We start from the raw sequence: 7,496 nt of genomic DNA, 5'->3' as shown, positions 1-7,496 counted from the left end.
AATAACCTTGGTCGCGGACCAAGGAAACGGCCTCTTCTTTAAACTCTTTTGTATACTGTTTATACGACTTTTTCTGACTCATGCTGACACCTTAATCGTTGACGGGTATTGTCTCTTATTAATGTGTCCGGGACTATTAGACCACTACAGATATATATCCGTGATTACAGTTCGCGATGGGATGATTGAACGCTATGTTGATTACTGGAATCCTCTTGTGGCGCTCGACGCATTGGGAAACCTCGCACCTCTGCAAGGCGAAGTGGAGAACAAGCTATGAGGACAGTGCTTTTAACTGGAGGTACGGGAAAGACCGGTAGACGCATTGCTTCCAGACTGGCCTCCGCCGATGTCAGAGTTAGATTGGCGGCGCGTTCTATAAACGTTGTAGAGTCTTGCGATAGCATATTATTTGATTGGAGCGACGCCAGTACTTTTGAGGCGGCGCTTTCCCAAGTCGATGCAGTCTACCTGCTCGCCCCCTCAAACGTCAGTGAGCCTTTGGAAGCGATGCGCCCCTTTATCGACCTTGCGATTAAGAACGGCGTGCGTCGTTTCGTGTTAGTCAGCGCATCGTCATTGCCTAGGGGGGGCCCAATGCTTGGCGCCGTTCATCAATATCTGGCGGAAAACGCACCGGAATGGGCAGTATTACGTCCTTCCTGGTTTATGCAGAACTTTTCCGAGCAACAACATCTACTGACAATCAGGGACGAAGGGGCGATATATTCAGCAACAGGAAACGGCCGTATACCTTTTATAGATGCGGGAGATATCGCAGCAGTAGCCGCTGCAGCGCTAACTCAACGGGAGCCGATGAATAGAGACTTAATTCTGACGGGACCTCAGCTCATGACCTACACTGATGCAGCGAGAATAATTTCCACAGCTATTGGTCGTCCTGTCAAACATGTGATGTTGACGGAGCGGCAGTTGAAGGAAAGATATGAACGCATAGGGATGACGCCTGAATACGCCAGTCTTCTATCCTCACTGGATACCGCTATAGCGGGAGGCGCTGAAGAACGCCTTACTTGCGAAGTTGAAGACGTTACTGATCGCCCGCCAAGAACATTTAGTGATTTTGCAGTAGAAAGTAAGTTGAGCTGGGAGAGGGCGGATTGATTATCATCAACAAACTTAATATCGCCCCACTGGCATTGTGACTTGGCGGCATTGTCTCCCGCTTAAATTTTTGCACATGACCGTCGAAATAGGATGTCGCTGAACGACTACTCTGTGATTGCAACAAAGGGTTTTCGCCCAACAAATAAGGAGAGCAGAGATGACCAACCTCATTACCTGTCTGTGGTTTGACCACGGTGAAGCCAGCAAGGCGGCTGAGTTCTATGCCGCCACTTTTCCCGACAGTCATGTCGGCCGAGTCAACATGGCCCCTGGTGATTTTCCCGGCGGTCGGGAAGGGACAGAGTTAACCGTCGAGTTCACGGTGCTCGGGCGACAGTTTGTTGGTCTCAACGGCGGTCCGGTGTTCACTCCCAATGAATCCGTCAGCTTCATGGTCGTGACGGAGAGTCAGGAAGAAACGGTTCGCTATTGGAACGCCATTATCGAAAATGGCGGCGCGGAAAGCGCCTGCGGCTGGTGCAAAGATCGTTGGGGGTATTCGTGGCAGATTACGCCGAGACGACTGCTTGATCTGACCACAAGTTCCAACCCGATCGAGGCGAAGCGCGCGTTCGAAGCGATGATGACCATGAAGAAGATCGATATCGCCACACTCGACGCGGCAGTGGCGGATATCTCCTGAGCGCCCGAAAGGCTCCGCCAACCTGATGGAAAGGCAGGGCGGAGTCTCGGCAACGCAGACACAAATAAAAGAGAAGGAATGGGAAATAAAGGAGTAGGGGGGATCAAGCTTTCCCCCGTATCCCCTTGTATTCACCCAGACACCAGTTCGTTAACGTCTTTAGATACTCTTCTCCCGCATCTTCAGATGAAAAGTGGGAGGCGTTTTCAAAGATGACGAGTTTGCTCAAGGGGATGTGCGATGCAAGATAGTCGGCGTTGCTGACGTCAACGAACGGGTCGAGTTTTCCCCAGGTAACCAAAGTAGGAACCGAAATGCTCCGCAGGCGTTCCTGAATCCAGGGAAGATCCTGAGCGTAGGCGCCAAAGAAGCTCATGGCGCAACGATGACTCTGCAGGTCATGGGTTATCTGGTAATACTCTCGAATTGCATTTTTTGTTGGCCGGTAGCGCTTGTAACCTTCTTTCACTGCGACCATAAAGTTAGTCTTCATAACCGCCTTTCTATTTAGCCCTTTCGCAAGCCATCTGACGAAACCTGATTTGATGACCGCCGTCAAAATGGGGGACATCTTGGGCGGATAACTGCCAGGGCCGTCAAAAATATTAATACTCTCGAAACGCTCAGGATGACCAATAACGGCCGCAAGCGTAGTGGGTACACCCACATCGGGGCCAATCAGGTGCGCTTTCTGAATGCCAAAGTGGTCCATTATGTCGATGACGGCTTGACCCAGTTTTCTCGGCGACATATCGCTTTCATCCGCTTTCGTAAGCCCGAATCCAGGAATGTCGAAGGCAAGCAGATCAAAGTCATGGGATAGCCTTTCCCAAAAACTCTCCCAGATGCGGATGCTTTGAGGTAAACCGTTAAGCAGCACCAACGTTGGGGCATTCTCTTTAACGTGACGTACATACCGAACGTTAAACTTGCCGACAGCTACGTATTTGGGGGTAAAAAAATCGATTCCAGATTCTGCGCGGCGTGTTGCATATTCATTTAGCGCCAGGTTAAGTAGAGATTGAGTCATAAAATTGTCTTCATGTAGGTTACTAATGTGTACTAACATACAGAAAAGAATTTTGGACAACAATTAGGCACTAAAATCTGCCCTAGTTACCTTTTGATAACCTGTGAGTGAAGAGCAATGAGCACCAAGACCAAAAACGGCAAGCGAGTTTTTCTGCAAAATGAAGACTGTCCGATTCGAAATGTGGTCAGTCAGGTAGGGGATAAATGGTCGATGCTGATCTTATTCAGCCTCGTTGAAGGGCCAGATCGCTTCAATTCGCTGAAAACCAGAATCGAAGGTATTTCTCAACGCATGCTGACGCAGACCTTGAGAGACCTGGAACGGGATGGATACGTTAACCGCACGGTTTATCCAGAAGTCCCAGTAAAGGTGGAGTATGAACTGACCCCCCTGGGAGAAGGCCTGGCCAAGTCACTCTGGAAACTGGTTTCATGGGCCAACACACACCATGATGAAATACGCAGCGCTCGGCGTGAGTATGATCGGGATAATGGTTAGATTTTGCAGCCGCGCTCCACATAAATCAGAAATCACAGGTCCGTCGAATTCTGGGTCAGATGTTCAAACAGAAAATCCACCGCCAGTTTAACTTTGGGTATCTGATATCTGGCATGTAAGTACATCAGGTAGAGGCTTGCCTCAGTTCCACGACGCACCGATATGGGCCGATTCAGATCGATAGGAATGAGCTCGCCTCGATTGACGTACCTCTCAAGTCCCCATTCAGGCAGCAATACAAGACCTCGATGCTGGCAGGCCATCGCCACCAGCGTGGCGCCATCGTTACTGATCATGAGTGGTGAAATCGGTAGTTCATACCAGCCGTCAGCGTCCTCGCCGTACCATTTCAGAACTGAACTTGGTCCACGGTAGAGCAGGGCCGGGTGATCCTGCAGATCCTCCAGTGTGCGAGGCGTTCCATTTCTTTTTAAATACTCTGGAGACGCGGCAAGAAGATAATTGTGACTATGGATTTTGCGAGCGACCACCCGCTCTTGAGTTAAAAGGCTGCTACGAATGGCGATATCAATACTATCGCGCCCCATTTCCACCACGGCGTCACTGAAATGCAGGTCCAGAATAATATCTGAATAACGTTCATTGAAAGCGATGACGGCAGGCAGCAGCAACTGGCTAAAGCTTGGCATGGCGCTAATGCGTAATGTACCGCTTGGCGTTCTGCTGTGCAGACTGACCATTTCCTCGGCGTCATCAAGCTGGGCCACTCCCGTGCGCACTTTTTCAACATAAATCAAGCCAATCTCCGTCAGCCGCACAGTACGGGTTGTACGGTGGAGCAATTCCACTCCCAGGTCCGCTTCCAGATCAGCGATGCGGCGGGAGATGGAAGAAGCCGGTACGCCGAATGACTTCGCCGCCCGTGAAAAACTCAGGGTATCCGCTACCTTGAGCAGGTACTGCATGGCTCTTAGCTTGTCCATCGCGTGTTCTCATACTGTGATTATTGTCATTAAGACAAAAGTCATTTCAGCATTCAACCTGTTCTGCGGCAGATGGGTTTGACCTAGGATGGTTAGAAACCATCATGAACTCAAACAGAGAGATAATTATGAAAATTTTATTAGTGTTGACCTCACATGATCAGCTTGGAGAGACAGGCCACAAGACGGGATTCTGGCTGGAGGAGTTCGCGGCTCCTTATTATGCGTTTAAGGATGCTGGCGCTACGATAACTCTGGCGTCTCCGGCCGGCGGTCAACCGCCCATCGATCCCAAAAGCGATGAGCCAGGCGCCCAAACCGCTGCGACGGAACGCTTTCATCAAGACCAGGAAGCCCAGCAACTGCTGGCGGCGACCGTCCCTCTGGCGTCTGTCGACAGCGCAGACTTTGACGCTGTTTTCTATCCGGGCGGACATGGTCCTCTTTGGGATCTGGCTAATGATGCAAACTCCATTTCTCTCATCGAAACATTTGCTCAAGCTGGCAAGCCAGTCGGGCTGGTTTGTCATGCCCCTGGCGCACTGATCAAAGTACGCGACGAGAAAGGAAATCCTTTGATCGCCGGCCGTAAAGTCACAGGTTTCTCTAACAGTGAAGAGGACGCCGTAGGATTAACCTCTGTCGTACCGTTCTTGATTGAAGACGAGTTCCAACGCCTGGGAGGCCATTATGAGAAAGGCGCTGACTGGCAGTCTCACGTTGTCACCGACGGCCTCCTGGTCACCGGACAAAACCCCGCCAGCTCCGAAGGTACAGCCAAGGCTTTAATGGCTTTATTGAAGTGACGCAGTGAAGTAGTGGAAGGATGAAGGAAGGAATGGATAAAAAGCGCCAGATCGGGTGAGGGCGCTTCATAGCCAGGTATCAAGCAGGTAAAACCAAGATGAAAGTAGGCGTAATTGGCGCAACAGGCATGCTAGGTCACCATACGGCCGCCGCGTTGCTCGCCAGAGGACATGAAGTCGTTGTCATTCACCGCAAAGACTCAGATCTCAGCAAGATCGAAGATCTGCATTTTGAGGCAAGAATCGGCGATCTTCGCGATGAAGAAACCCTGGCTGGCGCCATGCGCGGGCTCGATGTGGTGATCAATTGCGCCGGCTATTATCCTACAACGCCAAATCCCTGGCGGCGGGATGTGGAATTGGCCTTAGCTCAGGAAAAGGTGTTTTATCAGGCCTGCAAAGTTTCCAAGGTGAAAAGGATCGTTTATGTGGGAGGCTCCATCGCCTTGCCAAAAAATCCCACAGGCGAACCTGCTGGCGAAGACCAGAGTTACTCTGGCCAACCGCAAAATAAAAACGCCTATGTACAGGCGAAATGGGCAATGGATGATTTGGCGCTAAAAATGGCGGCGGAAGGACTGCCGGTCTGTATCGCCATTCCGTCAATGACCTTCGGCGAGTATGACTATGGACCCAGCACTGGACAGTTTCTGCTCGGGATTGTCAATCAGACGCTGCCTGCCTATGTGGAGGGAAATCGCAATTGCATCTACGCGGGCGATGCAGGCTTGGGCATCGCCCTGGTGTGCGAAAAAGGCAGGGTCGGGGAGCGGTATCTATTGACCAATGAAAACATCGCCATGTCGAATCTGGCTTCGAAAGTCGTGGAGATCGGTAATTCATTGTTCTTCAGCGTAAACCCGCAAGACGGGAAAATTACCAGACCTAAAATCATCCCGTTAACGGTGGTGAAGGCTTTGGCGAAGATTCAAAGGATTAGATACCGATACTTTAACGGGTCCACGCCAAAAATTACGGATACCGCAATCGCAGTCATGTCATCCGGACAATTTTTATCGGGAGACAAGGCGAAGAGAGAACTCGGCTTTGAAGCATCCGTTTCACTGGATGACGCCGTGAAGCGGACGCTCTTATGGTTTAAGTCGGTGGGTTATATCAACGCCTCTCGTGGTGAACGCGGGTCTAAATAGAAAACGATTTAGGGAGCAACTCTCACAACAGTCCAAGGCCACCAACTTAAATGTTACGAATTTAAGGGGGCGGCTGAGATTCCGCCAGATATAATGAGTAAAAAGGTTATAAGTGACTCTGAGCGGAAGTGATACATGAAATACGATGGGCTAAAAGCCGGAATATTCATCGACAATGACAATTTGATCTATGGACAGGATCGCGAGGGGCTGGACTACAACGCCATCATAAAGTTTGTGGAAGACCTGGGGATGCTTGTCATTCGAGCCAATACCTACATGGCGGTTGATGAAGACAGGGAACAGAAAGACGCCAAATACCGGCAGGAGCAACGAAAACACCGCAGTGATATCCGTAATGCTGGATTCAGGGTGTTTGAGAAACCCTTGAAAAAGTACCAGCAAGAAGACGGAACCGTATACGCAAAAGGCAATGTAGACCTGGAGCTGGCCGTAGACGCCTTGCTCCAGACCGACAATCTTGACTATGTGCTACTGGGAAGTGGAGACGGCGATTTCTGCCGCGTGGTGTCTGCATTACAGCACAAGGGCAAAAAGGTGGAGGCCTTTGCTTTCGACAATATTTCCACTGAACTGAGTCAAGGCGTGGATACCTTTTACCGCCCGGATGGCGAACATGGCCATAAGATCCACGGTTTTCTGAAAAAAAATCAAGCCGCCCTCAAACAACCAACCAAGGCGGAAAAGAAAGAGAAGGTCGCAACGCCTGTTCGTGAGATCGCCACCATCAAGGCGGGCTCCTGGAGAGAAGACAAAGGGTTTGGTTTCTTAACGGTTAAAGATGAATCCGGAAAAACGAGCGATCTCTTTTTCCATGTATCACATGTCCGGTTTTCAGGAGGAACTCGCCCCACAAACTCTGAGATGACAACTATTGCAAAAAGCGGGTGTCAGCTGGAGTTTGAACGCGGAACAAGTGAAAAAGGCAACAAAACCTGCGCCGTAAAGATCATTCCGGTCTCAGCGGAAGGAGAATTCATTGAATATCTTTCTTTGCGGGATATAAGCTCCAGAGTGCTTGCATAGTCGCAAAAAACGAACAAGGCGGCATAGGATCGCCGCCTATTTATAAGCGTTTGTGGATAAGAAAGGGCGAATAACTCTCTGTCGAATACCAGAAAAAACAGTGCGCTGGCTCATACCCAGGGCAAGAGCAATAGAGGCGCTCGACCACGCCTCGCCATCGGCTAGCAGAGCGAGTAAGTTGGCGTGTTTGTCCTCAACGGGTTGCGCCAATACCGCCACATCACTCATATCGTTAGGTTCTATCAT

Annotated in this window: 9 protein-coding genes and 1 pseudogene; 7 read left to right on the top strand and 3 right to left on the bottom strand. The window is 50.3% G+C overall.

Annotated features, from left to right (window positions below):
• From KP814_RS31725 to KP814_RS31715, 3 genes are all read left to right on the top strand, one after another.
• Positions 1-280 (top strand): nuclear transport factor 2 family protein (locus tag KP814_RS31725; RefSeq protein ID WP_216740540.1); only part of this gene is annotated, 280 nt, incomplete at its 5' end.
• The gene (locus tag KP814_RS31720) at positions 277-1,125 is read left to right on the top strand and encodes an ergot alkaloid biosynthesis protein (RefSeq protein ID WP_216740539.1); all 849 of its coding nucleotides are present in this window, start codon (positions 277-279) and stop codon (positions 1,123-1,125) included. The genes KP814_RS31725 and KP814_RS31720, both read left to right, overlap by 4 nt.
• A gap of 160 nt (positions 1,126-1,285) precedes the next feature.
• Positions 1,286-1,771 (top strand): VOC family protein, encoded by a 486-nt coding sequence (locus KP814_RS31715; protein WP_216740538.1) that lies wholly within the window; start codon positions 1,286-1,288, stop codon positions 1,769-1,771.
• 103 nt (positions 1,772-1,874) lie between these two features.
• Here the strand turns inward: KP814_RS31715 and KP814_RS31710 are convergent, their stop codons facing one another.
• A complete protein-coding gene (locus KP814_RS31710) occupies positions 1,875-2,801 on the bottom strand; it encodes an alpha/beta fold hydrolase (RefSeq protein WP_253938788.1) in 927 nt (308 codons plus the stop codon).
• A gap of 117 nt (positions 2,802-2,918) precedes the next feature.
• Between KP814_RS31710 and KP814_RS31705 the strand changes: the two genes are divergently transcribed.
• Positions 2,919-3,302 (top strand): helix-turn-helix domain-containing protein, encoded by a 384-nt coding sequence (locus tag KP814_RS31705; RefSeq protein WP_216740536.1) that lies wholly within the window; start codon positions 2,919-2,921, stop codon positions 3,300-3,302.
• 32 nt (positions 3,303-3,334) lie between these two features.
• Here the strand turns inward: KP814_RS31705 and KP814_RS31700 are convergent, their stop codons facing one another.
• Positions 3,335-4,246, bottom strand: a complete 912-nt coding sequence (locus KP814_RS31700; protein WP_216740535.1) for a LysR family transcriptional regulator — start codon at positions 4,244-4,246, stop codon at positions 3,335-3,337.
• Between the two features lie 128 nt (positions 4,247-4,374).
• Here KP814_RS31700 and KP814_RS31695 point away from each other — a divergent pair, with 128 nt between their 5' ends.
• The 3 genes from KP814_RS31695 to KP814_RS31685 all read left to right on the top strand — a co-directional run bounded on the left by KP814_RS31695 (position 4,375) and on the right by KP814_RS31685 (position 7,250).
• Positions 4,375-5,052, top strand: a complete 678-nt coding sequence (locus KP814_RS31695) for a type 1 glutamine amidotransferase domain-containing protein (RefSeq protein ID WP_216740534.1) — start codon at positions 4,375-4,377, stop codon at positions 5,050-5,052.
• 98 nt (positions 5,053-5,150) lie between these two features.
• Positions 5,151-6,203, top strand: a complete 1,053-nt coding sequence (locus KP814_RS31690) for an NAD-dependent epimerase/dehydratase family protein (protein WP_216740533.1) — start codon at positions 5,151-5,153, stop codon at positions 6,201-6,203.
• 135 nt (positions 6,204-6,338) lie between these two features.
• The gene (locus KP814_RS31685) at positions 6,339-7,250 is read left to right on the top strand and encodes an NYN domain-containing protein (RefSeq protein WP_216740532.1); all 912 of its coding nucleotides are present in this window, start codon (positions 6,339-6,341) and stop codon (positions 7,248-7,250) included.
• Positions 7,251-7,286: 36 nt separating this feature from the next.
• Here KP814_RS31685 and KP814_RS31680 read toward each other — a convergent pair.
• Positions 7,287-7,496, bottom strand: a pseudogene (locus KP814_RS31680) (hypothetical protein); the annotation flags it as partial.

Origin of the sequence: Hahella sp. HN01, from assembly GCF_018986435.1 — a bacterium.
In the GTDB taxonomy this organism is placed as follows: Bacteria; Pseudomonadota; Gammaproteobacteria; order Pseudomonadales; family Oleiphilaceae; genus Hahella.
This window is presented reverse-complemented; position numbering and strand designations above follow the sequence as displayed.